24 protein-coding genes are annotated in these 25,371 nt (G+C 44.0%); 11 read left to right on the forward strand and 13 right to left on the reverse strand.

Annotated features, from left to right (window positions below):
* Positions 1-9: 9 nt before the first annotated feature.
* Both ACF8EG_RS13845 and yfcE read left to right on the forward strand, forming a co-directional pair.
* Positions 10-219, forward strand: a complete 210-nt coding sequence (locus ACF8EG_RS13845; protein WP_011105727.1) for a hypothetical protein — start codon at positions 10-12, stop codon at positions 217-219.
* A 69-nt stretch (positions 220-288) separates the two neighbouring features.
* Positions 289-834 (forward strand): phosphodiesterase, encoded by a 546-nt coding sequence (gene yfcE, locus ACF8EG_RS13850; protein WP_021449642.1) that lies wholly within the window; start codon positions 289-291, stop codon positions 832-834.
* Between the two features lie 58 nt (positions 835-892).
* Here the strand turns inward: yfcE and ACF8EG_RS13855 are convergent, their stop codons facing one another.
* Genes ACF8EG_RS13855 through toxR form a run of 4 tightly spaced genes read right to left on the reverse strand, consistent with a single transcriptional unit; the run spans position 893 to position 3,400 of the window.
* Complete coding sequence (locus ACF8EG_RS13855; RefSeq protein ID WP_005454560.1) at positions 893-1,171, reverse strand: SelT/SelW/SelH family protein; 279 nt, start codon at positions 1,169-1,171, stop codon at positions 893-895.
* Positions 1,172-1,192: 21 nt separating this feature from the next.
* On the reverse strand, positions 1,193-1,948 hold the full coding sequence (locus ACF8EG_RS13860) for a sulfite exporter TauE/SafE family protein (protein ID WP_005496102.1): 756 nt from the start codon (positions 1,946-1,948) through the stop codon (positions 1,193-1,195).
* Between the two features lie 46 nt (positions 1,949-1,994).
* Positions 1,995-2,510, reverse strand: a complete 516-nt coding sequence (gene toxS, locus ACF8EG_RS13865; protein WP_005454545.1) for a transmembrane regulator ToxS — start codon at positions 2,508-2,510, stop codon at positions 1,995-1,997.
* 11 nt (positions 2,511-2,521) lie between these two features.
* Positions 2,522-3,400: a transcriptional regulator ToxR gene (toxR, locus tag ACF8EG_RS13870; RefSeq protein ID WP_023585934.1), complete on the reverse strand. Its 879-nt coding sequence runs from the start codon at positions 3,398-3,400 to the stop codon at positions 2,522-2,524.
* Between the two features lie 270 nt (positions 3,401-3,670).
* Between toxR and htpG the strand changes: the two genes are divergently transcribed.
* From htpG to hemH, 3 genes are all read left to right on the forward strand, one after another.
* Entirely contained in the window at positions 3,671-5,575 is a 1,905-nt protein-coding gene (gene htpG / locus ACF8EG_RS13875; protein ID WP_005454566.1) for a molecular chaperone HtpG, read from the forward strand.
* A gap of 320 nt (positions 5,576-5,895) precedes the next feature.
* A complete protein-coding gene (gene adk, locus ACF8EG_RS13880; protein ID WP_005454556.1) occupies positions 5,896-6,540 on the forward strand; it encodes an adenylate kinase in 645 nt (214 codons plus the stop codon).
* Between the two features lie 105 nt (positions 6,541-6,645).
* Complete coding sequence (hemH, locus tag ACF8EG_RS13885; RefSeq protein WP_140068820.1) at positions 6,646-7,608, forward strand: ferrochelatase; 963 nt, start codon at positions 6,646-6,648, stop codon at positions 7,606-7,608.
* 76 nt (positions 7,609-7,684) lie between these two features.
* On the opposite strand, the gene ACF8EG_RS13890 is transcribed toward hemH, so the two are convergent.
* A complete protein-coding gene (locus tag ACF8EG_RS13890) occupies positions 7,685-9,073 on the reverse strand; it encodes a peptide MFS transporter (protein ID WP_005454549.1) in 1,389 nt (462 codons plus the stop codon).
* Positions 9,074-9,406: 333 nt separating this feature from the next.
* Here ACF8EG_RS13890 and rfaH point away from each other — a divergent pair, with 333 nt between their 5' ends.
* On the forward strand, positions 9,407-9,907 hold the full coding sequence (gene rfaH, locus ACF8EG_RS13895; RefSeq protein WP_005454588.1) for a transcription/translation regulatory transformer protein RfaH: 501 nt from the start codon (positions 9,407-9,409) through the stop codon (positions 9,905-9,907).
* A 115-nt stretch (positions 9,908-10,022) separates the two neighbouring features.
* Here the strand turns inward: rfaH and asnB are convergent, their stop codons facing one another.
* The 4 genes from asnB to nagA form a co-directional block, all read right to left on the reverse strand.
* Entirely contained in the window at positions 10,023-11,687 is a 1,665-nt protein-coding gene (asnB, locus tag ACF8EG_RS13900; RefSeq protein WP_005454564.1) for an asparagine synthase B, read from the reverse strand.
* Between the two features lie 242 nt (positions 11,688-11,929).
* Positions 11,930-13,519 carry a cation:proton antiporter family protein gene (locus ACF8EG_RS13905; protein ID WP_020840243.1) on the reverse strand — a complete coding sequence of 530 codons (1,590 nt, stop codon included), beginning with the start codon at positions 13,517-13,519 and terminating at the stop codon, positions 11,930-11,932.
* A gap of 81 nt (positions 13,520-13,600) precedes the next feature.
* Positions 13,601-14,815, reverse strand: coding sequence for an ROK family protein (locus tag ACF8EG_RS13910; protein WP_005454586.1), 1,215 nt, complete (start codon positions 14,813-14,815; stop codon positions 13,601-13,603).
* Positions 14,816-14,817: 2 nt separating this feature from the next.
* A complete protein-coding gene (nagA, locus tag ACF8EG_RS13915; RefSeq protein ID WP_005496091.1) occupies positions 14,818-15,954 on the reverse strand; it encodes an N-acetylglucosamine-6-phosphate deacetylase in 1,137 nt (378 codons plus the stop codon).
* Positions 15,955-16,443: 489 nt separating this feature from the next.
* On the opposite strand from nagA, the gene nagE reads away from it, so the two are divergent.
* Positions 16,444-18,015, forward strand: a complete 1,572-nt coding sequence (gene nagE, locus ACF8EG_RS13920; RefSeq protein WP_005454584.1) for an N-acetylglucosamine-specific PTS transporter subunit IIBC — start codon at positions 16,444-16,446, stop codon at positions 18,013-18,015.
* 235 nt (positions 18,016-18,250) lie between these two features.
* Positions 18,251-19,921 (forward strand): glutamine--tRNA ligase, encoded by a 1,671-nt coding sequence (glnS, locus tag ACF8EG_RS13925; protein ID WP_069507300.1) that lies wholly within the window; start codon positions 18,251-18,253, stop codon positions 19,919-19,921.
* A gap of 129 nt (positions 19,922-20,050) precedes the next feature.
* Here glnS and fcrX read toward each other — a convergent pair whose 3' ends face one another.
* Complete coding sequence (fcrX, locus tag ACF8EG_RS13930) at positions 20,051-20,500, reverse strand: ferric iron uptake transcriptional regulator FcrX (RefSeq protein WP_005489847.1); 450 nt, start codon at positions 20,498-20,500, stop codon at positions 20,051-20,053.
* A 199-nt stretch (positions 20,501-20,699) separates the two neighbouring features.
* Here fcrX and ACF8EG_RS13935 point away from each other — a divergent pair, with 199 nt between their 5' ends.
* Positions 20,700-21,203: a DUF4442 domain-containing protein gene (locus tag ACF8EG_RS13935; protein WP_015296390.1), complete on the forward strand. Its 504-nt coding sequence runs from the start codon at positions 20,700-20,702 to the stop codon at positions 21,201-21,203.
* A gap of 50 nt (positions 21,204-21,253) precedes the next feature.
* On the opposite strand, the gene fldA is transcribed toward ACF8EG_RS13935, so the two are convergent.
* The 3 genes from fldA to ACF8EG_RS13950 all read right to left on the reverse strand — a co-directional run bounded on the left by fldA (position 21,254) and on the right by ACF8EG_RS13950 (position 22,937).
* The gene (gene fldA / locus ACF8EG_RS13940; RefSeq protein WP_015296391.1) at positions 21,254-21,787 is read right to left on the reverse strand and encodes a flavodoxin FldA; all 534 of its coding nucleotides are present in this window, start codon (positions 21,785-21,787) and stop codon (positions 21,254-21,256) included.
* Positions 21,788-21,835: 48 nt separating this feature from the next.
* Positions 21,836-22,057 (reverse strand): DUF2788 domain-containing protein, encoded by a 222-nt coding sequence (locus tag ACF8EG_RS13945; RefSeq protein WP_005461613.1) that lies wholly within the window; start codon positions 22,055-22,057, stop codon positions 21,836-21,838.
* Between the two features lie 112 nt (positions 22,058-22,169).
* A complete protein-coding gene (locus ACF8EG_RS13950; protein WP_069507298.1) occupies positions 22,170-22,937 on the reverse strand; it encodes an alpha/beta fold hydrolase in 768 nt (255 codons plus the stop codon).
* 92 nt (positions 22,938-23,029) lie between these two features.
* Between ACF8EG_RS13950 and seqA the strand changes: the two genes are divergently transcribed.
* Both seqA and pgm read left to right on the forward strand, forming a co-directional pair.
* Positions 23,030-23,572, forward strand: a complete 543-nt coding sequence (gene seqA / locus ACF8EG_RS13955; RefSeq protein ID WP_025500211.1) for a replication initiation negative regulator SeqA — start codon at positions 23,030-23,032, stop codon at positions 23,570-23,572.
* A gap of 94 nt (positions 23,573-23,666) precedes the next feature.
* Complete coding sequence (pgm, locus tag ACF8EG_RS13960; protein WP_069507296.1) at positions 23,667-25,313, forward strand: phosphoglucomutase (alpha-D-glucose-1,6-bisphosphate-dependent); 1,647 nt, start codon at positions 23,667-23,669, stop codon at positions 25,311-25,313.
* Positions 25,314-25,371 lie beyond the last annotated feature (58 nt).

Raw genomic sequence — 25,371 nt, forward strand, 5'->3', positions numbered from 1 at the left:
ATTTAAATCATGCCTTTAGTCTCTTGCCCTGTGTGTGAGAAACAAATATCGAAACGTGCTCACACATGTCCAGGGTGTGGGGAACCGGACCCGTTACACCATTTAGCGAAGTCGAAGTTCATTTCGATGGTTTTTTGGACATTAGTTTTAGTCGGTGCCGGATATTTTGCTTGGTTCCATTTGCTACCAATGCTGATTGAGACTGTGCGTCATCAGTAATCGGGAAGTCGGTTGAGCATACGTCAGAATGCCGTAGAATAGCCTCATACATTTTGAGGAGACAACGTCGTGAAACTATTTTTTGCCTCAGACCTGCATGGCTCTTTGCCAGCAACCGAAGAAACCATCAAGTTATTCCTAGCATCAGGTGCAAAGCATTTGGTGCTGTTGGGTGACACGTTGAACCACGGACCACGCAACCCGATTCCGGAAGGGTATAACCCGCCCCAGGTGGCGGAGCTTCTCAACCAATACAGTCAGCAAATCATCTCCGTACGCGGTAATTGTGACAGCGAAGTAGATCAAATGCTGCTGAACTTCCCAATGATGATGGATTACGCGTGGGTATTGCTAGAGTCTGGTAAGCGAATCTTTTTGACGCATGGCCATTTGTACAACAGCGATAAAAGACCGCCTTTGCGAGAGGGCGACATCATCGCTCATGGTCATACGCATGTTCCCGTAGCCGAAATGAAAGAGGGTGTGATGATCTTTAACCCTGGTTCAATGACTTTCCCGCGTAATGGTTTACCAAGAAGCTTTGGATTACTGGATGGGAATACGCTCAGTGTTCAAACGCCAGAAGGTGAAGTGCTGGCGCAGACGACGATTTAACGGCCAACTAAGGTTAGTCGCTACGAAAATGATTTAAATAAGGGAACCGAGTGTTCCCTTATTTTGTATCGGAATGACCGAGATCGCGCTCTGGGTCGATAATGTCTCTTACGCGCTGTTTTAGTACTTTTGCCTCAGGAAAACCGCCGTCTTTTTTACGTTCCCAAATTTGCTGGCCATTGCAAAAAATCTCGAATCGACCACCTGTGTCTGGATGCAAACTGATGGTGTCGATTTCTTCGCTAAAAGTATGCAGCAACTCTTGCGATAACCAAGTAGAACGCAACATCCAGTTGCACTGGCGGCAGTAATAAATATCAATGATTGCTTTATCCATGAAAATTTCCTTTTAACTGGGTTAAACCAGCAATTTGATGCCCACGGCAAACGTGAGAATTTCGAACGCAATTTTAATCACTCGGTTGCTATAGCGAGTTGCGGCCCACGCGCCTAAACTGCCCCCAAGAAAAGAGCTCAACAACAATACTGGTAACCAAGCCCAGTGAATCGGTGCTCCTGCTTGTACAACCGCGACGCCACCAATACCATTCCAAAACAGTCCGACACAAATCATGGTGTAGGCGACTGCTTGTTTGTAATCGAACCCAAACCAACGCACAAGAAAGAGAGTGACAAGCAACCCAGAACCAGCGGTTAAAGACCCGTTGACGATGCCTATCAACATGATGCCAATACCACCAAGAATCCAACCCAATTGATTGCGACGCTTAATGATTTCGATTTGCCCCAGCTGCTTTTTCAAGCGGGAATAAATACCGAGTGCCAGAATCATACTGCCTAGCATCTTTTCCGCAATACCATCAGGGATATGAACGATGAGGTTTGCGCCAATCACAACACCTATACTGCCAACAAAAATCAGATAAAGGGCGATGGGCAATTTAATGGTGCCGGCTTTGAGGTGAGTGCTTGCAGCGCCCAAGCCTAAAGCAACAGAAGCCACTTTATGAGTGCCTAGTGCAACGGAGAACGGTAAGCCAAGAAAAATAAGTAGAGGAAACTGTAGCAAACCGGCGCCACCACCAGAAAGAGATGCCAACGTATTTGCAACGAGCGAGCCGAAAAAGAGAGTGAAAGTGTCTAACCAATCCATGAGAAAAAATTAAGGGGGCATCTTGCCCCCTTATCACTAATTAAATTCAGTTTCTAAACAGTACCGTAGAACCGTGATTTAGGCTAGTTAATAGCAGAGTCTTCTCATTAACCACGTCAATTCGGCGGCTTTGCTCTGCATCTAGCTTAAAGATTTGAGTAATTAAGCGTAGTTGCGCTTCAGAAAAATCCTTGGATTGAGAAGAAGAAATATCTTTGAACTCAGAAGGAGAAACAAGCAGATAGTTATCACTCACTTCCCAGCGACCTTTCTCTGAAATATTAATTGTCGATTCAGCCGTCGAGCCTTGTGCGAACAGTTTGATGTTTGCCACGCGAATGTAATCGCCATTCGGTAGGTACTTAACGTTCGACTCCACATTCACACGACGTAACGGGCCTACAGTATCGTCTGGCAAGTTATCAGTAATCACAGTCACCATGGTTGACTGCCATTCATTTGATGTAAGCACTTGCTCAACTTTAAGGTCACTGCCCCAGTACAACCAACCACTGAAAAGGATAGATACGGCCAAAACCGCAGATGCTACTTTAATCTTCATGCTGGCCTCCTTTATTTGCAGATGTCTGTTGGATCGTTTTGACCTGCGAAAATACGCAATGTCACGTTCTCATACGAGTGGTTGCTGTCATGAATGTAGTTCAAAATCAGCTGGTTATTTTGTCCGCCAGTGGCAATCACTTCCACTGGTAACGAGTCTTCTGCATGGTGCTTAACGTAGCGTTCAATGCACTGCTCAATAGAAGGCAACCAGTTGTTGATTTGCGGGTGATTTACAGGTGTCATCACTGGTACGTTCTGATACTCACCAATCTGACGGAACTGAGATTCCGCTGGGTTTGTAAACAGCAGTACGCAAATCGGTAGTAATAGTGCCAAAAATAAAATAACGCGTGGAATCCAAGGATTCACAGCAGAAGCCACAGGTGCTTTTTCAGGTACTACTGGCGCTTCTGGTTCAACGATTGCGTCAGAAGTCGTCGCTAAAGACGGCTCTACGATCGTTTCTACCTCATTAGTAGAGGTGTCATTGTTATCAGAAGCTGGCTCTTCAACTTCAATTGAGCTTGAGTCTGAAGAAAGTGGGCTTAGGCGTTCAACAGTACAAATGAGTTGATAGCCTCGTTTTGGAACGGTTTTAACAAACTCTGGAGATTTGGTTGAATCCTTCAACATCTTACGCAGAGTAGAAATCGCTTGAGTCAGGCTTGAGTCATCCACCTCAAAACCTTGCTCACGCCAAACAAACTCGTGAAGCTCGTTACGGGTTAAAACTTCGTTTGGTCTCTCCGCCAACATCAGGAGTATACGGCTTTCGTTGCTTCCTAATCGTACAACTTCGTTGCCGCTTTGTTGGTCAGCGAGCGAATTACTATTTGGATCAAAGGTAAACCTTTGAGCAAGTAGAAATTTGGTGCCGATGTTAGTCATTTAGTTCTTCTTAGATGGATGATGTTGTAATTATGGTGATTTATATCACAAAATTACGTTTGCGCATGGGAGATACGCGACGTTTTAGATGCTTTTAGGGGGGTAGGATAATTAAATTTTTCTAAAAAAACACCGTTTTTAGCAATATTGACCTTGAATTTACATTTGTCAGCCACATGTTAAATGACATCTTAGTGTGGTGATTTCATGGGACTAAATCACAAAGTCGTCCCTGAAAAAGCCTGTTAGTTTAGATGTTATGGAGCACACATGAGCGAAACCGTATCTCAAAATAAAGAAACTCGTGGTTTTCAATCAGAAGTAAAACAACTACTTCATTTAATGATCCATTCTCTTTATTCCAATAAAGAGATCTTTTTGCGCGAGCTGATTTCTAACGCATCAGATGCATCAGACAAATTGCGTTTTCAGGCACTTTCGAATCCAGATTTATATGAAGGTAACGCAGATCTTGGCGTTAAGCTGTCATTTGATGAAAGTGCAAATACCCTAACGATTTCTGATAACGGTATCGGTATGAGCCGCAATGACGTTATCGAACATTTAGGCACCATCGCAAAATCAGGCACCGCGGAATTCTTCTCAAAGCTTTCAGAAGAGCAAAGCAAAGACTCGCAATTGATCGGTCAATTTGGTGTTGGCTTCTACTCTGCATTTATCGTTGCTGATGCGGTGACCGTGCGCACTCGTGCAGCAGGTTTGCCAGCAGATGAAGCTGTGCAATGGCATTCTGCGGGCGAGGGTGAGTACACCATTGAAAACATCACTAAAGAATCTCGTGGTACTGACATCATTCTTCACATGCGTGACGAAGGTAAAGAGTTCTTAAATGAATGGCGTCTGCGCGATGTCATCAGCAAGTACTCGGATCACATCGGCATTCCTGTTTCTATCCAAACTGTAGTGCGTGATGAAGACGGTAAAGAGACAGATGAGAAGAAGTGGGAGCAAATCAACAAAGCTCAAGCGTTGTGGACGCGTAATAAAGCAGATATCTCAGATGAAGAATACCAAGAATTCTACAAACACGTTTCACACGATTTCGCTGATCCATTGGTGTGGAGCCACAACCGCGTAGAAGGTAAAAACGACTACACTAGCCTACTTTACATCCCATCGAAAGCGCCATGGGATATGATGAATCGTGATCATAAGTCAGGTCTGAAACTGTACGTGCAACGTGTGTTCATTATGGATGATGCTGAACAGTTTATGCCGTCTTATCTACGTTTCGTACGCGGCTTGATTGATTCAAACGACCTGCCACTAAACGTATCGCGTGAAATTCTACAAGACAACAAAGTGACTCAGTCGCTACGCAATGCATGCACGAAACGTGTACTGACTATGCTTGAGCGCATGGCGAAGAATGATGAAGAAAAATACCAATCATTCTGGAAAGAGTTTGGTCTAGTGTTGAAAGAAGGCCCAGCGGAAGACTTTGCGAACAAAGAGAAAATTGCAGGTCTATTGCGTTTTGCTTCAACAGAAGTTGATTCAGCGGAACAAACCGTTGGTCTTGCGTCCTACGTTGAGCGCATGAAAGAAGGCCAAGATAAGATCTACTACTTAACGGCAGACAGCTACGCGGCGGCGAAGAACAGCCCTCACTTAGAGCAGTTTAAAGCGAAAGGCATCGAAGTCATTCTGATGTTCGACCGCATTGACGAGTGGTTGATGAACTACCTAACTGAGTTTGATGGTAAGCAGTTCCAATCGATTACCAAAGCTGGCCTTGACTTGAGTAAGTTTGAAGACGAAGCCGATAAAGAAAAGCAAAAAGAAACCGAAGAAGAGTTCAAATCGGTTGTTGAGCGTACCAAGTCTTACTTGGGTGACCGCGTGAAAGACGTGCGTACGACCTTTAAACTTGCATCTACACCCGCAGTCGTTGTGACGGATGATTACGAGATGGGGACTCAGATGGCGAAGCTGCTTGCTGCCGCAGGTCAAGCTGTGCCAGAAGTAAAATACATCTTTGAAATCAACCCAGAGCACGAACTTGTTAAGCGCATGGCGGATGAAGCGGATGAAGAAGCGTTTGGCCGCTGGGTCGAAGTGCTACTTGGTCAAGCCATGTTAGCAGAGCGCGGCTCGATGGAAGATCCAACGCAGTTCGTGGGGGCTATCAACAAGCTTTTGACTAAGGTTTAATAAGTCATCAATATCGAAAAGCTCGCATTATGCGAGCTTTTTGTTTGTTGTCGCAAAATTTTGCATTACAGGTGTTGAGTTAATAATCAATAGCTGCAGAAAGAGGGTGTTGTTAACATTCTTTAGTCTTAATTCACTCTTTGCTCTGTGAACCTGTGATAGAATCTGTGACTTGAATGTGAGTAATAAGGCGTGTATTTTTGCCCGCCTATATACCTTATACCGAAACTTATCGTTGCGAGCGCTTCTAGGGTTTATGCCTGCGAAGCACAGCTATTGTGAGCTTCGGTATAAATCTTAAATATAAAAGAGGATAAATCATGCGCATCATTCTTCTAGGTGCTCCAGGTGCAGGTAAAGGCACACAAGCAAACTTCATCATGGATAAATACGGTATTCCACAGATCTCTACTGGTGATATGCTTCGTGCTGCTATCAAAGCAGGTACAGAACTTGGCAAACAAGCTAAAGCTGTTATCGACGCTGGTCAGCTAGTTTCTGATGAAATCATCCTTGGTCTTATCAAAGAGCGTATCGCTCAAGACGATTGTGAGAAAGGTTTCCTACTAGATGGTTTCCCACGCACTATTCCTCAGGCTGATGGCCTAAAAGAAATGGGCGTTGAAGTAGATTACGTTATCGAATTCGACGTAGCTGACGATGTGATCGTTGAGCGTATGGCTGGTCGTCGTGCTCACCTTCCTTCAGGTCGTACTTACCACGTTGTTTACAACCCACCTAAAGTGGAAGGTAAAGACGACGTTACGGGTGAAGATCTTGTTGTTCGTGATGACGACAAAGAAGAAACAGTACGTGCACGTCTAGGTGTTTACCACGAGCAAACTGCACCACTTATCGATTACTACGGTAAAGAAGCTGCAGCAGGCAAAACTAAGTACCTAAAATTTGACGGTACTAAGCAAGTTGCTGAAGTAAGTGCTGATATCGAGAAGGCATTAGCATAATAGGTAATACCTATTATCAAAATTTTTAATAATTTTGTTATAGTGAAGCGGCCGTAAGGTCGCTTTTTTTATACATTTTATATGCTGGGAAAACAAAGGGACGCAATGCAAACTAAAAATAAACAAGGTGTGTTACTGGTTAACCTAGGAACACCTGATGAACCTACCGCTCCAGCGGTTAAGCGCTTCTTAAGTCAGTTTCTTCATGATCATCGTGTAGTCGATATGACACGATGGCTTTGGTGTCCAATTTTACATGGTGTGATTCTTCCAATGCGCTCGCCAAAGGTCGCTAAGTTGTATGAATCGGTATGGATGGAAGAGGGCTCACCTTTAATGGTGTATTCCAAACGCCAGGCAAAGAAACTTGCTCAGCATCTCGATATGCCTGTGGAACTCGGCATGACTTATGGCAACCCAAGCCTTCAATCTGGTTTTGAAGCTCTTATCGCTCAAGGTGTGGAAGAGGTTATTGTGCTACCGTTGTACCCACAATATTCTGGGACAACCACCGCAGCCGTGTCTGATGGAATCACAAAAGCGTTTAAGCAACTGCCAGTGATGCCAGCATTCAGCTTTATTCGCGATTATCACGATCATCCAATGTACATCGAAGCGCTTGCGCACTCGGTTCGACAATACTGGGAAGAGTATGGCAAAGGGGATTACTTGCTGTGTTCATATCACGGTATTCCTAAACGTTATGCAGACAATGGCGACATTTATCCTCAGCATTGTGAAGCGACCACTCGCTTGCTTGGTGAGGCGCTTGGTTTATCATCGGATCAGATTGGTATGGCTTATCAGTCTCGTTTTGGCCGAGAAGAGTGGCTACAGCCTTACACTGATAAAACATTGGAAACCATCACCAGTAAAGGCGTGAAGAAAATTGATATCATGACTCCTGCATTTTCATCTGATTGTTTAGAAACGTTGGAAGAAATAGCTGGAGAGAACAAAGAGATCTTTATGGAAGCGGGTGGTGAGCAGTTCCACTATATTCCATGCCTTAACGACGATGACATGCATATCGATATGATGGCAGAACTAGTACGCAGCAAGCTGTAGAGCTTTGGTATTCTGCACTGAATGAATACAGAAAAGGGTCGCGATTGCGACCCTTTTTAATAACTTTGAAACCATGTTAAGCAACTTGTGTTTGTTGCTCTTCAATTTGTTCTGCAGTGCTGTGAGTGTTTTCTGCACCGTGCATCCAACGAACAAGCGTGTTCGAGAATAACATTAGAATCACACCACTGATCAATGCGGTTACTGCGATGCCACTAAAGATAGCCATTGCACCAAGTTCACCCACATGAGAACCCACGTAACCAGCGACATAGTTCGCAATAGCGTTACAACCAAACCATGCACCCATCATCAACGATGCAAGACGTAGCGGAGCCAGTTTGGTTACAAGAGACAGACCAATAGGGGATAGACACAGTTCGCCCAAAGTATGGAAGAAGAACGCGCCAACTAGCCATAGCATGGATGTTTTCACGTTGGTATCACCACCTTGTTCCATTACTGCACCAACCATGCATAGGAAGCCTAGTGCCAAGAAGAACATAGCTAAAGCAAATTTCGCTGGTGAGTTTGGTTCACGTTTACCTAGTTTCACCCATAGAACCGCAAGGACAGGCGCAAGCGTAATGATAAAGAATGGGTTTAGTGACTGGAACCAAGCTGCAGGTACTTCAAAGCCGCCAATCATACGATCGGTGTACTGCTGAGTGTAAATGTTCATCAGACCGCCAGCTTGCTCGAAACCAGCCCAGAATACGATAGTAAACAGGCTCATCACCAAGATAACTTTAATGCGATCTACTTCTTCTTTGGTAAGAGGCTGTTTTGTTTTGGCGTTCTTATTGTTTAGGTCGCGTTTCGCGGCTGGCTCACGGCCAATATCACCAAGCCAAGACTGTGAAAGCGACATTTGCATGACAAGGCTGATTATCATACCCACGCCCGCTGCTACGAAACCTGCTTTCCAACCAAATGAGTTCGTTACAGATCCAGAAACCACGCCGGCTAGCAGAGCACCAAGGTTGATACCCATGTAGAAGATAGTGAAAGCGCCATCACGACGATTATCACCTTCATTGTATAGGTCGCCAACCATGGTAGAGATATTTGGCTTGAATAGACCGTTACCACAAATAAGCAGAGCAAGACCTAAATAGAAAGTGTGAAGTGCTCCGAAGCCTAGTGCGTCAGCCGGAAGTGCCAGTGTGAACTGGCCGATAGCCATTAATGCACCACCAAGCAAAATTGAGCGGCGTTGGCCAAGGTAGTTATCGGCAAGGTAACCACCAATCAATGGGGTAATGTAAACAAGGCCGGTGTAAATGCCATAAAGGTCGAGCGCGTCTTTCGTTGACCAGCCCAAACCACCATTCATTGTGGTATCAGTTAAGTAGAGTACTAGAATGGCACGCATTGCGTAGTAGGAAAAGCGTTCCCAGAGTTCAGTGCCGAACAATAAGAACAAGCCACGAGGGTGACCGAAATATTGATGTTGGTTTGACATAAGCTCTTCTAATAGTAGTTATTACATTTTTTAACGACACCTACGTATACATTGCAATTTAACTGCTTACAAACAATAAAATTTTACCTTACGACTAAATAACATTGTTAAGTCACTGTTTATTTTTGATTTTGTGGAGCTTTTGTTGGTGGTTGGGGTGTGTTACAAACTTAATTTTCATTTTTGCCTATGGACTTATTTTCTTAACCTTTTGAAAAAGTGTAAGTTATGCGAACAATGTATAATGTTCTTCTTATGGATAATTTGAATATTCATGACTCACCTTTAGCTTAATGCTAGGATGAAACAAAAATATAATTGGCTAGTAATAAAATGAAACGTTGGTATTTACTTTATTGTAAGCGTGGAGAACAAATAAGGGCTAAGCAGCATCTTGAAAATCAAGGTGTTGAGTGCTTCTACCCAACTGTAGAAGTCGAAAAAATCTTGCGCGGTAAGCGACAAAAGGTCGAAGAACCGTTGTTTCCTTGTTATGTATTTGCACGTTTTGATTATGAACAAGGCCCGAACTTTACGTCGGTTCGGTCGACGCGCGGTGTTGTCGACTTTGTTCGATTTGGTGCCCAACCAAAAGAAGTTCAAGGCGATCTTGTGTTTGAGTTGAAGCAGCTAGAGAAATGCTGCACAGAAAAAAACATATCCGAATGCATGCCTAAACCAGGTGATCAGGTTCGTGTTAAGAGCGGACAATTTGCAGGTATTGATGCCATTTTCCAAGAACAAGACGGAGAGAAGCGTTCAATCATGTTGGTGCAAATGATCTCGAAGCGAGTACCAGTTAGCATTGATAACACCGATTTAGATTTAAAGTAGTCGCTTAATACTCATAACAACCAACACAAAAAAGAGGTGCGCACGCACCTCCTTTTGATCTTAACGTCAACAAGTTAAATAATTGGGCTGGATTGCTGCTCCAGCCCAACTCTGCTTAGTAAGCGTCGTTGTGAACGGTTTGCACTGCACGGCCTGAAGGGTCAACACAGTTCTTGAATGACTCATCCCACTCAATCGCTTTCGCTGATGAACACGCTACAGAAGGACCACCTGGTACACATTCTGCAGCTGATGGTAATGGGAACAACTCCTCAAAAATTTCGCGGTATACGTAACCTTCTTTAGTTGTTGGTGTGTTGTATGGGAAGCGGTACTGAGCCGTTTCCATCTGTTGATCGGTCACTTTCTCTTCTGCTACGGCCTTCAAAGTGTCAATCCAGCTGTAACCTACGCCATCAGAAAACTGCTCTTTTTGACGCCAAGCGATTGAGTCTGGTAAGTAATGCTCAAAACATTCGCGAAGAATGTGTTTTTCCATCTTACCGTTGCCACACATTTTGTCTGCAGGGTTTAGGCGCATTGCGACGTCAATGAACTCTTTATCCAAGAATGGTACACGGCCTTCAACGCCCCATGCCGCCAACGATTTGTTCGCACGGGCACAGTCAAACATGTTTAGAGCCAGCAGTTTACGAACCGTTTCTTCGTGGAACTCTTTTGCGTTTGGCGCTTTGTGGAAGTACAAGTAGCCACCGAAGATTTCATCAGCGCCTTCACCAGAAAGCACCATTTTAATGCCCATTGCCTTGATTTTACGGCCCATGAGGAACATCGGTGTTGAGGCACGAATCGTTGTTACGTCATAAGTCTCGATGTGGTAAATCACGTCACGAATAGCATCCAAACCTTCTTGAATGGTGTATGTCATTTCGTGGTGAACGGTGCCAATTTTTTCTGCCACTTCACGTGCTGCTTTTAAGTCTGGAGCGCCTTCAAGACCAACCGCAAAAGAGTGAAGTTGAGGCCACCATGCTTCTGATTTTTCATCGTCTTCAATACGCATCGCAGCATAGCGTTTTGCTACCGCAGATGTGATGGATGAATCCAGACCACCAGATAGTAGTACGCCGTATGGTACGTCAGTCATTAGTTGACGTTTCACCGCTGCTTCCAGTGCTTCTGTTAGTTCTTCTTTACTCGTGCTGTTACCTTGAACAGCAGCATATTCGTTCCAGTCACGGATGTAGTAACGCTGAGGTTCTGCATCTTTTGAGCTGTAGTGCGAACCTGGAGGGAATTCGCTGACTGTTTTACAAACGGGTACGAGTGCTTTCATTTCGGAAGCGACGTAGTAGTTACCGTGTTCATCGTAACCTTGGTAAAGTGGAATGATACCGATATGGTCACGACCTACTAGGTACTCATCTTTTTCTTCATCGTACAGTACGAAAGCAAAAATACCGTTTAGCTCTTCAAGAAGATCAGCTCCCATGTCTTGATACAGCGCTAAAATAACTTCACAGTCAGAGTCTGTTTGGAATTCGTACTTGCCTTCGTAGCGAGCGCGAATCTCTTTGTGATTGTAGATCTCACCGTTAACGGCAAGGATTAGTTTTTTATCAGGGCTGTATAGTGGTTGAGCACCGCTATTTAGACCAACGATAGCCAAGCGCTCGTGAGCTAGGATTGCTCTTTCTGAAGAGTAGATACCAGACCAGTCAGGGCCACGGTGACGAAGCTTTTTCGACATTTCTAACGCGATAGGACGCAGTGCCGCTGCATCACTTTTAATGTCTAAAATCCCAAATACTGAACACATACAACATCCTTTCTAAACTAAACAATTTCTAATCGGTATGGATTCAATTTGCCATTCTGAGTAAAAAAAGCAACGTTTTGTGATTAAAAAAATGATAAAAAGCCTTGTTGATTAAATAAAATTTAATTTATTTGTTGTTTTGATGAATGGAATTAAGGTTTGGTATGAAAATCAAACAAAAAAGCCTCTCTATTGATAGAAAGGCTTTTAATTGGTAGTAGCGTTGTTGCGTACTTTTATGGTTATTTTATCGAAGTGAACTGAGGTTCTAGTTGTTTGCACACGTGTCGCGCAAAACCACTACCTGCTTCGCTGTATATATTAAAGGCAGCGTCCACACCACTTTCCAACAAACCTTCTAGTTGGTCTGGATATTCTGCAATAGCGGCAATTTGCCCTTTGTAGTTTCTACGCTGAAGTTGTTCTAGTGCCGTCTGATTACCTTGATGGTGTGGCATTGCCAATAAAACTAACTTTACATGACCAGTATCTAGGATTCGTTCCCAAAAATCTGGGTCGGTAGCATCCCCTGAAATGACATTACGTCCTTCTGAACGGTGTTGTTGCGCTGCTTCTTCACGGATCTCAATCCCCAGAGAAATCTTGCCGTAACGTGCGCGTAGCTCGTCATATGCACCGGTACCAATTCGCCCCATACCTAGAATAAGTACTTGAGCATGTCCCGGGTTGATCAACTGGTCACGTTGGTTGAGTTTCTCTGCAGCCGTTTCTTGTAACCATTTACCGGAATGTTGATAAATTTTATGGCCCAAGCGATTTAGAGGTGCTGAGATAATAAAGGATAGTGAAACCGCTACAGCGATGGCTGCGAGCATGTCACTCGGCATCCACCCCATTTTGTACGCCAGGCCACCGACAATGAGCCCGAATTCGCTGTAGTTAAACAGTGATAAAGAAGCGAGTAGGGAAGTACGCACGCGAAACTTAAAGTGGTTGATTGTGAGGAAGTATAGCAACCCTTTAATAGGTAGAAGGACAATGAATAAAAGCGCTAGTGCGATACCCGTTAGACTCAAAGATGCGGATAAGCCGATATTTAAGAAGAAGCAGACGAGAAAGAGCTCTTTCATATTAAATAGCGATTTAGACAACTCTGACGCTTTACGGTGAGCAGCGAGCATCATGCCAAGAATCAAGGCGCCAAGGTCTGGTTTCATTCCAACTAACTCAAACAGTCCGGCACCCACAACAAGCGCGAAGAAAATGCCGAACAGCACTAACATCTCGCCGTGGCCTACTTTATCCAATAACTTGTAAAACAGCGGGCGCAGGAGAGGAAGAGCAAATAGACCTATGGCGTACCATTCTGGCACTTTGCCTGTTGAAACAGTCAGAAACACGACCGCGAAGATATCTTGCATAACCAAAATACCGATGGCCAGTGTGGCGTATGTCGCGTTGAGTTCACCTTTTTCCTGCAGTGTTTTTACCGCGAAAACAGTGCTAGAGAAGGAAAGTGCAAAGGCTAGGAGCAATATCTGCCCGCTTTCCATACTTGCAAGGGACGTTAATCCAAGCAGTTTCAGCCCTGACAACGCAAGGGCAAAAAAAGCGGTTGAAAGAATATTGTGCGCTGTTGCGCCGCCCCAAATTTCTTTGGAAAGCAATGTTTTTACATCGAGCTTTAAGCCAATAGTAAAAAGCAAAAGAGTAACGCCGAGATCAGCCAGAGTGACAATAACGTCATTACTTTGATAGCCAAAGGCATGTAAGCCAAAACCCGCTAGTAGAAAACCGACTAGAGGGGGAAGGCTGCATTTGAGCGCGATGAAGCCTGCTAAAAAAGCCGTTGTAATTAGAATAATTTCCATACTGTTGAGCTAGATTCCTGATATACGAAAACGGGCTGTGAAAACACAGCCCGAGATTGTAACTCAATTAGTTGTATAAACTTAGTCTTCTAGTAACTTTTGTAACAAAACGCCATTTAACATCGCTCGTTTTATCATGGCGAAAGCGCCCATTGTTGGCTGCTTATCAATGTGAGAAGCCACAATTGGAAGATCGTTATGGAATGTTTTCAGTGACTGGTTTTCTACATTTCTTTGAATTGCAGGGAAAACAATGTCTTGTGCAGCGGTGATGTCACCTGCAATCACGATTTTTTGTGGGTTAAACAAGTTGATGGTGATAGCGATGGCTTTACCCAACTGGTTACCAACACGTACTAAGCTCTGTTTCGCGAGCTCATCACCGTTCATAGCATGAGTGCATACATCTTCAATCGTAATGTGCTCCAATTGCGTTAAGCTAGACTCATAGCCTTGTGCTATGAGCTGTTTAACGCGTTGGATGATCGCTGGGTTAGCAGCAACCGTTTCAAGACAGCCAAAGTTGCCGCATTGGCATTGCTCACCAAGAGGGTCAATTTGAATGTGGCCAATTTCACCTACGTTACGGTTAAAACCTAGAAACACTTGGCCGTTAACAATGATACCTGCGCCAGTACCGCGGTGTACACTGACTAAGATAGAGTCTTGGCAATCTTGGCTAGCACCAAAATAATGTTCTGCAAGTGCCATACCACGGACGTCGTTACCGACAAAGCAAGCCGTATTGAACTTCTCTCGGATAATTTCACCAAGCGCAAGGTTATCAATATCCGTATTTGGCATGTACTCAACGACGCCTGTCGTAGGGTTAACTAGGCCTGGTAACGTAATACCGATAGCAATCAACTGGTCAATTTTATCTTGGCAACGACTTACGAAGTCTTTTAATAAATCAATAAGACCTGCGATCAAATCGGCTTGGTTGGTGTAGTGAAGTTCGTGTTGATCTTCTGCCAGTGCAGTGCCGCCTAAGTCATAGAGACAGAATTGAACGTAGTCTCGACCCAAACGAACGGCGATAGAGTGAAAAGGCTTCACTTCAGTGGTCAATGAGATTGCTCGACGACCACCTGTTGAAGCTTGTTGGGCGACCTCTTTAATGAGGCCGCGTTCCAATAGTTGACGGGTGATTTTGGTAACACTCGCTGGAGCAAGCTGGCTAACATCCGCGACTTGAATTCGGGAGATAGGACCTTGCTGATCAATCAGCCTGTATACCGCAGCGCTGTTAAGCTGTTTTACTAAATCTACATTACCAATCTGTCCGCCATTCATGCTTAATTTTGCTCGTATTGTCCGTTAACAACCGTCGCTTTAACGTTGAAGTCACGATCGAAAATAGTTAGGTTTGCAACCATGCCTTTTCGAATACGGCCGAGACGGTCCTCAACGCCAATTGCTGTCGCTGGGTACAGTGTAGCCATTCGTAGAGCTTCTTCTAAAGCGATACCTGCGTGCTCAACTGTGTTCTGAACTGCTTCAATCATAGTCAGAGCTGAGCCGCCTAGTGTGCCGTTTTCATCAACACACTTACCATCTCGGTAATATACTTTCTTACCGACAAAAATAAAGTGATCAATGTTAGCACCTGCCGGAGCTGTGGCATCGGTCACCAAAACAAGCTTTTCACCTTTGATTTTATGAGCAATTCGAATGTTTGCGTAGTCTACGTGGAAGCCGTCAGCAATGATGCCTGCGTAGATCTCTGGTGTATCGTAAATAGCACCAACCACTCCTGGCTCACGACCAACCATAGGAGTCATCGCATTGAATAGATGAGTGGCAAAAGTAATACCAGCCTCAAACCCTTTACGAGCTTCAGCATAGGTCGCGTTTGTGTGACCGATTGAAACCACAATACCTGCAGCTTTTAGGCGTGCGATATGTTCAGGGTCGTTCTGCTCTGGTGCAAGAGTTACTTTGGCAATTATGTCTGCATTTGAGCAAATAAGGTCAATCATGCCGTCATCGGATGGACGGATGAAGTCAACGCTATGAATACCTTTTTTCGCGACGTTAAGGTATGGGCCTTCAAGATGTAAGCCAAGCGATTGGTTTTGGTATTTTTTGTGATATTCGCGAGCTGCGGAGATTGCCGCGCGCATATCTTCATCAGAAGAAGTGATCAGCGTAGGAAGGAAGCTGGTACAACCCGACTTTAGGTTTGCTTCGTGCATGATTTGCATCGTTTCTGCTGTGATAGCATCGTTCAACATGACGCCGCCACAACCGTTCAGTTGCAGGTCGATAAAACCAGGACTTAAGTTAGCTCCATTCAGATCTTTTACTTCAATGCCTTTCGGTAGTTCAGCAACGGGCACAATGGATTGAATTAGATCGTTTTCAACGATGACCGCATGATCGGTAAGAACATCACTACCGGTATAGATTTTACAGTTACTTAGCGCGTACATAGTCAGCTAGTCCTTATAGATGAGAATTCAATTTCTGTATCGTTATCTAATCGGCGACTGAATGAGTCATGTGGGTACTTAGTTTGTATCACTGAATTAGATAACGAGTCACATACAGCAAGTTGCGTTTTATCGATGTCATTGTCAGAGTAACTAACTGAAAAATAATAAATGAATTGTTTTTTATGATTCTTTTTCAGAGCAAAGTTACTAAGAATTACCCGCCGAGATACCAAAATAACACTGATTCTGCCTTGCATAAAGTGCGAGAATATTATCTTTAAAACGCCATTTTTTCGTATAATAAAATAAGTTTTATGATCTCGCTAGCAAAAACCTTTCGAAAGGGCAAATTGTGGTGATTATGATCACAAACAATGAGCTTTTAATTTGCGGAGCAAAATTAATGTCATAAACTGACGATGACTAAATTGAACGACTGAAATAAGTCATTCAACATAACATCGAATCCTATAGGGGGAACTTAAGGTGAATATTCTCGGATACGCGCAGAAGTTAGGTAAAGCTCTTATGCTTCCTATCGCGACTTTGCCAATCGCAGGCTTGTTACTGCGCTTGGGCCAACCTGATGTATTTGACATCGCGTTTATGGCACAAGCCGGTAACTCAATCTTCTCTAACCTTCCATTGTTATTTGGTCTAGGTATCGCGATCGGCTTATCAAAAGACGGTCAAGGTGCTGCAGGTCTTGCTGGTGCGGTTGCGTACTTCGTACTTACTGCGACAGCGTCAACAATCGATGCGTCAGTTAACATGTCATTCTTCGGTGGTATCATCGCAGGTATCATTGCTGGCCATTCTTACAACGCTTTCCATGCTACACGCCTTCCTGAGTGGCTAGCATTCTTCTCTGGTAAGCGCCTAGTGCCAATTATGGCTGGTTTGTTCGCCCTAGTTGCTGGTGCTGTTTCAGGTATTGTATGGCCAACAATCCAAGGTGGTCTAGATGCACTTGCTCACGGTATCTCTACTTCTGGCGCAATCGGTCAGTTTGTATATGGTACGCTTAACCGTGCTCTAATTCCTGTAGGTCTACACCACGTACTGAACTCTTTCTTCTGGTTTGGTATGGGTTCTTGTCAAGAAGTGCTAGTTTCTGGCGCAACAGCTGCTGGTCAAGCTCTTCCTGCACTACAACAACTTTGTGTTGACCCAGCTCTAGCTAAGACTCTTGTTGCAGGTCAAACTCACACATTTGAATTCGCTAACTCAGTAACTCCAGAAATTACAGCAACTGTTAAAGAAGTAACTGAAACAGTTAAATCTGGTGACCTACACCGTTTCTTCGGTGGTGATAAGAGCGCTGGTGTATTCATGAACGGTTTCTTCCCAGTAATGATGTTTGGTCTACCAGGTGCAGCACTTGCTATGTACCTAGCGGCTCCTGTTGAGAAACGTAGCCAAGTTGGTGGTGCATTGTTCTCTGTTGCATTCTGTTCATTCCTAACTGGTATCACAGAGCCTCTAGAGTTCATGTTCGTATTCCTAGCTCCTGCTCTATACGCGATTCACGCAGTGTTCACTGGTCTATCGCTAGTTGTTGCTAACATGCTTGGTACGCTACACGGCTTCACATTCTCTGCTGGTCTAATTGACTACTTGTTGAACTACGGTCTAGCAACTAAACCTCTACTACTAGGTGCAGTTGGTCTTGGCTTCGGTGCTCTTTACTTCTTCACATTCAGCTTTGCAATCCGCGCGTTTAACCTAAAATCGCCAGGTCGTGAAGATGATGATAGCCAAGCAGCAGCACCAGCAGGTGAAGCAAAAAGTGGTGACCTAGCTCGTCAATACCTAAAAGCGCTAGGTGGTCATGACAACCTAACTTCAATTGACGCATGTATCACTCGTCTACGTCTAACTCTGAAAGATCGTTCAGTAGCTGATGAAGAAGTGTTGAAGAAACTAGGTGCGAAAGGTGTTGTTAAACTAGGTGAAAACAACCTTCAAGTTATCCTTGGTCCTCTAGCAGAAATCGTTGCTGGTGAAATGAAAGCAATCGGCGCAAACGAAGACCTATCGAATGTAAAACTACCATAATTACATCGAACTGATATTTGATTAGAGACCTCCTTCGGGAGGTCTTTTTTTGTTTTAGTGCTTTGAATCTGCTGTGCATTCACGCGAACTCGATAAATATTGCCGTTTTAGCGCGAGTTCTTGTTGTCTAATGGCTTAGAATTGTGGATCATTAGAAACAATGCACTCTGTAAAACCATATCGGATACAGAGTTCCGTTTTCTCTGACAATACTTATATTTTTGAGGTGCTATAGATGAGTGAAGCTGATGCTCGTCCATCAAACTTTATTCGCCAGATCATTGATAAGGATCTAGCGGATGGCAAACACACTAGCGTGCATACTCGATTCCCGCCGGAGCCAAATGGCTACCTGCACATCGGTCATGCTAAGTCTATCTGTTTGAACTTCGGTATTGCTCAGGACTACCAGGGTCAATGTAACTTACGTTTCGACGATACAAACCCTGAAAAAGAAGACATCGAATACGTTGAGTCTATCAAGAAAGATGTAAACTGGTTAGGCTTCGAGTGGGATGGTGAAGTATGTTACTCATCAAACTACTTCGACAAGCTTTACGAATATGCAATTGAATTGATTAACAAAGGCTTAGCGTACGTAGATGAGCTAAGTCCAGAGCAGATTCGTGAGTACCGTGGCACGCTAAAAGAGCCAGGTAAGCCAAGCCCATACCGCGACCGTTCTGTTGAAGAAAACTTAGTGCTATTTGAAAAAATGCGCGCAGGTGAATTTGAAGAAGGTAAAGCGTGTCTTCGTGCGAAGATCGATATGGGTTCGTCATTCATGGTTATGCGTGATCCAGTTCTATACCGTGTACGTTTTGCTACTCACCATCAAACGGGTGATAAGTGGTGCATTTACCCAATGTACGACTTCACACACTGTATCTCTGATGCGCTAGAAGGCATTACACATTCTATCTGTACGCTAGAGTTCATGGACAACCGTCGTTTGTACGACTGGGTACTAGACAACATCACAATTGATTGTCGTCCTCATCAATACGAGTTCAGCCGTCTAAACCTAGAATACACAGTGATGTCTAAGCGTAAGCTAAACCAACTAGTAACCGAAAAATTGGTTAACGGTTGGGATGATCCTCGTATGCCAACAGTATCTGGTTTACGTCGCCGTGGTTTCACACCTGCGTCAATCCGTGAATTCTGTAAGCGTATCGGTGTGACGAAGCAAGAAAACATGATCGAGTTTAGCTCGCTTGAATCTTGTATTCGTGACGACCTAAATGAAAATGCACCTCGTGCGATGGCTGTGTTGGACCCTGTTAAAGTTGTTATTGAGAACTTTGAAGTGGGCGCTGTAGAAAATCTAACGCTGGCTAACCATCCAAATAAACCTGAAATGGGTGAGCGTGAAGTACCGTTTACTCGTGAAGTTTGGATCGAGCGAGAAGACTTCCGTGAAGAAGCGAACAAAAAGTACAAGCGTCTAGTTCTTGGTAAAGAAGTTCGTTTACGTGGTGCTTACGTGATCAAAGCTGAGCGTGTTGAAAAAGACGCGGAAGGCAACATCACAACGATTTACTGTACTTACGATCCTGAAACGCTAGGCAAAAACCCAGCAGATGGTCGTAAAGTTAAAGGCGTAATTCACTGGGTATCTGCGGATAAAGCGCTACCAGCAGAAATTCGCCTATACGATCGTTTGTTCACTGTTCCAAATCCTGCAGCAGCAGAAGACTTCGCTTCAACCATTAACCCTGATTCACTCGTTGTGATCAACGGTTTCGTTGAGCCAAGCCTGGCATCTGCAGAAGCAGAGCAAGGCTACCAGTTCGAGCGTATGGGTTACTTCTGTGCGGATTCTAAAGATTCAACTGCAAATAACCTAGTGTTCAACCGCACGGTTGGCCTACGTGATACATGGGCGAAAATTGAGAACCAATAATCTCAATCGTTACCTATAGAAAAATGCCAGCAATTGCTGGCATTTTTGTTTTTGGATTAAGCAAAACAAAAAGTACAGATACAAAAAACGCCAGCTTTAACTGGCGTTTATTTTTAATCTACAAGCAAATTATTTTGCAGGTTTGTGCGCATCTGGGTTTTCTTTGCAACCACCGTCACTGCATTTACCGTATAGGTATAAGCTGTGGTTTGTTAGCGTCACATTGTACTTAGCTGCGATTTCGCGTTGGCGCTCTTCAATGATGTCGTCAGAAAACTCAATTACTTCACCACAGTCTAGACATACTAGGTGGTCGTGGTGATGTTGAGTTGACAATTCGAAGACTGACTTGCCACCTTCAAAGTGGTGACGAGTAACAATACCTGCATCGTCGAATTGGTTTAGAACGCGATAAACAGTTGCTAGACCTATCTCTTCACCTAGATCAATCAGCTTTTTGTACAAATCTTCAGCACTGATGTGCTGGCAGTCTGGCTGCTGAAGTACTTCTAGAATTTTTAGCCTTGGAAGGGTAACTTTTAGACCCGCATCCTTCAGCGCCTGATTATTATCTGACATATACTTTCCCGTTGGATCATCTGCAGCGATTTAACAGAATTCAATATTCCTACCATTATAGGCGAAGCGCTAAAAACATTAAACCACGAACTTCAAAGGGTTAATAGAATCTTTTTGTAAATTGGAAATGGGTCGATTATATTACAGATCTGACCAGTTACAGTTTTGTAACATGAGCTTAGAGAGGGCACGGACTGCAATGAATAAGCGACTCGCGAAGATTTATAAACCAGGGATTGTGAAATTTGCGTTGAATGTATGGCCACCATTTTGGGGGGCCGGAATTAAAATCTTACATATTTCTGAAGACTTCCGAATGGTTAAAGTTCGTTTGAAACTTCGCTGGTGGAACAAAAATGCCAATCGTACACAGTATGGAGGCAGTATTTTTTCCTTAACCGATCCCATTTACTCTCTCATGTTGATGGGTATTCTACGTGAAGAGTATTACGTGTGGGATAAAGAGGCGAGCATCAACTTTATCAAGCCAGGACAAAGCGATTTGTTTGCTGAGTTTGAGATCACGGATGGCATGCTAGACGAGATCTATCAGATGACTCGAAACGGCGAAAAGTGCTTTCCTGAATTCATTACGCATGTAAAAGACAAACAAGGGAATGTGGTATCTGAAGTTCAGCGCAAGTTATATGTGAGAAAGAAGCCTCAATATCGAGAAGAAGAGGCGGTAACGGAAGCGCCTTAATTTAATGCTATAAAAAAGACCTCCAATCGGAGGTCTTTTTTAATACTTACTTAGCCTTCTAGCTCAGCTAGGCACATTTCTTCGTAAATCTGCTTAACCCAGTTTTCGACGCGTTGGTCAGTCAACTCAGGTTGACGGTCTTCATCAATACATAGACCTACGAATTGGCTTTCGTCGCCTTCTACAAGTGCTTTTGAAGCTTCAAACTCGTAGCCTTCAGTTGAAGTATGGCCAAGAATTGTGCCGCCTTTAGACTCAACGATGTCACGCACTGTACCCATCGCATCGCAGAAGTATTCTGCGTAGTCTTCTTGGTCGCCACAGCCGAAGATAGCCACTAGCTTAGTAGAGAAATCGATCTGCTCAAGTTCAGGGAAGAAATCATCCCAATCACATTGTGCTTCGCCGTAGTACCAAGTAGGGATACCTAGAAGAAGAAGATCAAAGTTATCAATGTCTTCTTTGCTGCTTTTCGCGATGTCTTGAACGTGAACTAGATGTTTGCCTAGTTGCTTTTGAATCATCTTTGCAACGGCTTCAGTATTACCTGTGTCGCTACCGAAGAAGATACCTACACTTGCCATAGAGTCTATACCTTTACATTGTTTGTTATGGGCAATGGTACTGAGGGTTTAACCTAACCCCGAGCCTTCCCAAGTGAGCTGAATAATGCCTTTTGCAATAAAGCCAGCACAGCCTAGGAAAAGGACTAACCATACAATACGACGACCAAAAACAGGTACATTGCCTTGCTTTAGCACATCTTTTATTGCCATCCCGATGAAAAAGAAGATAGCAGCAAAAAGAAGATCGAGCCCAATAGACTCGAGCATATCCATATAGTCGTAAAGCATTTTAGTCCTTCATGCCGAAAAATCTTGGGCGCACTATACCACTGTTACACAGTATTGTTAATGCACTACAAGGAGGGTTATTTCAATAATCTATTGTTGCTTTTCGAATTTGTTAACTCGAAATGTATTTCCGGATCACTCGCATCACTTCAGCGGGTTTTTCTGCGTGTAACCAATGGCCAGTGTTGGCAATAATGTGTGCTTTAGCTTGTTTGAATTGTCGTTGTACTGACGGTTGGTGCTCTGGCATTAAGTAGTCCGAATCTCCGCCTTTAATGAAGAGTGTCGGGATCTCGGTAGGAGCAATATCTTGCCAGCCAATGATCTCAGCATAGTTACTTAATAAACTGTCGACGTTAAATCGCCAAGCCATATGGTCTTCGTTTTTAAACAGCGATTTTGAGAGAAATTGTCTAACGCCATCCCTCTCAATGTGTTGAGCTAAGATTTCTAACGTTTGTTGACGGTTCTCAGGTTTTTCTTTGATAACGGCCAGCAAACCATCAAATACGTTGTCGTGACGATTGGTCTGGTAAGCTACTGGTGCCATGTCCAATACGACCAACTGTTTCACAAGATTTGGTGCTATATCAGCGAGTTTCATCGCGACTTTACCGCCCATTGAATGGCCGACGATTATCGATGGCTCAACGTTTAAGTGCTGAAGAAGCGTCGCGACATCTTGTGCCATGTCAGTGTAGTTATGAGTATCAGAGTGGAAAGAGAGACCGTGATTGCGTAGGTCGATACTGATCACTGAGTGATCTTCAACAAGATCACGAGCCAATAGGCCCAGATTACTTAAACTACCAAACAATCCGTGAATCAAAACAACTGTTTGGCCTTGGCCTTCCTGCTTATAGTTGAGTAATGCTGACATTTTATCTTATTCGTGATGGGTTTAACGTGGAGTATCCGAAAGGATCTCGTTATAATCCCCCAGAGTTTAAACATTGAGAATGTGAAAAGCGAATGAAAACAATTGAGGTTGATGAGGATCTATACCGTTACATTGCTAGCCAAACTAAGCATATCGGTGAAAGCGCCTCGGATATTTTGCGACGCCTTTTAAACCTTGATGGTCAGTTGCAGGTAGCAGAATCGGTACCAGCAGTAGAGAAGCCACAAGGGATTGTAGTAAGTAAAGATGCGGGCAAAGCAGAATCTATTGATGTAGTGAAAGAGATGCGTTCGCTGCTAATTTCTGATGAGTTTGCCGGTCTAAAAAAAGCGATTGATCGCTTTATGTTAGTACTATCGACCTTACATAAGTTAAATCCAGAAGGCTTCGCACAAGCGACAAACGTAAAGGGACGCAAACGCGTTTACTTTGCAGACAATGAAGAAACCTTACTGGCCAATGGTAACACCACCAAGCCTAAAGCCATTCCAGGTACGCCGTTTTGGGTTATCACAAACAACAATACCAGTCGTAAGAGACAAATGGTTGAACAAGTGATGACGCACATGGAGTTCCAACCTGACTTGATAGAAAAAGTAACAGGTTCAATCTAAGAAACCTGATAGAAGCCTCATAATGCGTCGCAGTTAGCGGATATTATGAGGCTTTTTTGTAATTTTATTATTTTTAAAAGAAAGGATGTCAAACATGGCTATGCACCCTCGTGCTGGGCAAAAAGCGCAGCAGGAAGATCTCCATAATATTCCAGCGTTAGTTGCAAACTACTTCTTACTTCAGCCTGATGCTAATAATGCGGAACATAAGGTTCAATTCGGTACTTCTGGTCACCGTGGCACAGCAGACAAGCAAACTTTTAATGAAAACCACATTCTTGCTATCGCACAAGCAGTTGCAGAAGTACGTGCCAAGCAGGGGACTACAGGGCCGTTGTTTGTGGGCAAAGATACCCACGCGTTGTCAGAACCTGCGTTTTCAAGCGTAATCGAAGTTTTGATTGCGAATGGTGTAAAAGTCATCGTACAGCAGGATAATGGCTACACACCAACACCTGGCATTTCTCACGCTATTTTAACTTACAATCTAAAGCATGATGAGAAAGCGGATGGCATCGTTATCACACCGTCTCATAATCCACCACAAGATGGCGGTATTAAGTACAATCCAACACATGGTGGTCCAGCAGAAGCTGAATTGACTCAAGCGATTGAAGATCGTGCGAACGAGATCATTGCTGGTGGCCTAAAAGATGTGAAGCGTCTAGCGCTAGCAGAAGCGAAAGCATCTGAGCTATTCGTAGAGATGGATTTGGTGAAGCCTTACATCGATGACTTAGTAAATGTTATCGATATGGAAGCGATCCAGAAATCGAAGTTGAAAATTGGTGTGGATCCACTTGGTGGCAGCGGCATTGATTACTGGCGTCAAATCGGCCAAGCATACAACTTAGATCTGACCTTGGTCAGCGAAGCGATTGACCCATCATTCCAGTTCATGTCGCTTGATAAGGACGGCGTGGTTCGTATGGACTGTTCTTCTCCATACGCAATGGCTGGTCTGCTAGCTCTGAAAGATGAATACGATCTTGCGTTTGGTAACGACCCAGACTATGACCGTCATGGTATCGTGACGCCGAAAGGTTTGATGAACCCGAACCATTTCTTAGCGGTTTGTATCGACTACCTATACCGTCATCGTGAGGCGTGGGGTAAATATGTTGCTGTTGGTAAGACGCTGGTTTCAAGTGCACTTATTGACCGAGTAGTAGCCGATTTGGGTCGTGAACTGTGTGAAGTGCCTGTCGGCTTCAAGTGGTTTGTCGATGGCCTTTACACTGGCAAGTTTGGTTTTGGTGGTGAAGAGAGCGCAGGTGCCTCTTTCCTACGTAAAGATGGAACACCATGGTCAACAGACAAAGACGGCATCTTACTATGTTTGTTAGCGGCAGAGATTACTGCGGTAACGGGTAAAAACCCACAAGAGTACTACGAAGAGCTTGCCGCTAAACATGGTGAATCTAAGTACAATCGTATTCAAGCGGTAGCGAATGGACCTCAAAAAGACGTGTTGAAGAAACTGTCGCCAGAAATGGTTGCAGCAGAAACACTGGCAGGTGATCCGATTACGGCGCGTCTAACACACGCTCCTGGTAACGGTGCGGCGATTGGCGGATTGAAAGTGACGACTGAAAATGGTTGGTTTGCTGCTCGTCCATCGGGTACGGAAGACATCTACAAAATCTATTGTGAGAGCTTCAAGGGTGAAGAACACCTAAAACAAATTGAAGCTGAAGCACAAGAAATTGTGAATCAAGTATTTGCAGCTGCAGGCTTGTAATTAAACCTACTCTGACAAAAAGGCGACCAGATGGTCGCCTTTTTTACAACTCGTCGTT

This window comes from Vibrio sp. YQ_11, assembly GCF_043103065.1.
Taxonomy (GTDB): domain Bacteria; phylum Pseudomonadota; class Gammaproteobacteria; order Enterobacterales; family Vibrionaceae; genus Vibrio; species Vibrio parahaemolyticus.